Annotated in this window: 2 protein-coding genes; both read right to left on the bottom strand. The window is 41.5% G+C overall.

Annotation, left to right across the window (positions count from 1 at the left end):
* Nucleotides 1-248: 248 nt before the first annotated feature.
* Complete coding sequence (locus QUA33_RS28010) at nt 249-731, bottom strand: hypothetical protein (protein ID WP_333153027.1); 483 nt, start codon at nt 729-731, stop codon at nt 249-251.
* Between the two features lie 319 nt (nt 732-1,050).
* Entirely contained in the window at nt 1,051-1,512 is a 462-nt protein-coding gene (locus QUA33_RS28005) for a DNA cytosine methyltransferase (protein ID WP_333153025.1), read from the bottom strand.
* Nucleotides 1,513-1,590: the final 78 nt, after the last annotated feature.

The raw sequence follows: 1,590 nt of genomic DNA, 5'->3' as shown, positions 1-1,590 counted from the left end.
TTTTAGGTCAGGGAGTTTTTTCATTCCTCTATCTAATGTCTATCTCGTTCTCTTGTCAAGGGGGTTGAGCAATTACGGATAAACACTTCTGGATTACTTCTAGACCAACGGCTTCAACTACATTAATACTTACCTAGATATTTATTACCAGGCAGATCCTGGTAACGAGAAATTTTCAATTAGTAGGGTGCGTTAACGCCGTGTAACGCACCGCCAGCCTCATGCACCATTTGACCTAAGTAAAAGATTTACCTGGATATATTAGCTCGCGCTGTTTCTTGGCACGTTGAAAGAATGCGCCGATCGTTTGAGCTAATTGTGCGAATAGAATGCAGATTTGTTAGCTGAGTATTGACTTCAACTGTTTGAACCTTTCCGGCTGAGATTGCCTTCCCGTACAGTGTATTTCCCTGAATTGTACCAGTGAAGCACGCAAAGTCCGATCGCGGCGCGTAGATTGCACCAACGACGCGATCGTTCTGGCGTTGAAACACAATATAGTTTTGAAGAACTTGGTTGGGCTGTGGCGAATCCCCGTACAGGTAAATACCATCTGGCAAAGCAGCAACATTAGTCTTAGATGGATTTTGTTGTGCTTGAAGCGGTTGTTGCTGAATGCCAACACCAATTAGTGTCAGAGGACAAATAAAGGCTGTTGCCAGTAGTTTCCATTTCCTTTTAATAGATGCAGGTAAAATCATTACTGCTTCTCCTTGCGCGTCATCTAACATCTTAAAACAGTCTTCTCTAGTTAATATCTCACTCAGGTTATAATTTCGCTATGCTAAAATCAGCCGATTGGTATAGATTCTGAATTTGAAAGCTTGCGCTTGTTTAGCACCGAAAACTTTATTTTCCCTTGTCCTCCAAGTACCTGAGCTGATTTTGATAAAATTAGAGCGGGCATAGTTTATAATCCCACCCAAGAAAACACCTATCTAAGGTTGATGCCGATGCTTTCACGGAATTAGAGAAGTTTTTGGCTAAGGAACCTGTAGCGCAAAGCTAGTTGCTAGGGTGAGCGGAAACACTCCGCCCACCCTTCCCAATTCACCGGGCGCTAACTTTTTGTTTGGTAGAGCACAAAACATTCTGGATAACTTCTAGAGCAACAGCTTTAACTACGTTAATACTTACACTATTACCCAGTTGATGATAAGCTTTATCATCATTAGGATGCAGAATAAAACTATCGGAAAAACCTTGTAACCGCGCCGCCTCGCGAGGAGTAATCCTGCGGACTCGGTTATGAGAGTAAACTCCTAATCTATTAGCATCACTGGCAACAATTGTTACCGAAATCTTATGCGGATCGAGAAATTTATAGACTTCAAAGGAAAAGTTACCTGATACAGGTTTGTACTGATTGTTGTTCCGTTGCAGGTACTTTTTTGTTACCAAGGAATCCAGAATTTCAACGAGATTGGGATGAGCAAAAAAAGTAGCTATTTGCTCTTTAGTTAATAGCTTGCCATCTTGGTCAGCTCCAAATTCTTTATTGCGCCTTTTCAATCAGGGCTATTTCATTCTAAATAATTCCTTGAGTGTGTTAAGACCAAAGCCAGCAAGTCGTTGAGCTTGAGCCATATT

This window comes from Microcoleus sp. Pol14D4, assembly GCF_036701245.1.
In the GTDB taxonomy this organism is placed as follows: Bacteria; Cyanobacteriota; Cyanobacteriia; order Cyanobacteriales; family Microcoleaceae; genus Microcoleus.
The sequence above is the reverse complement of the archived record's forward strand: the minus strand, read 5'-3'. Positions and strand labels throughout refer to the sequence as shown.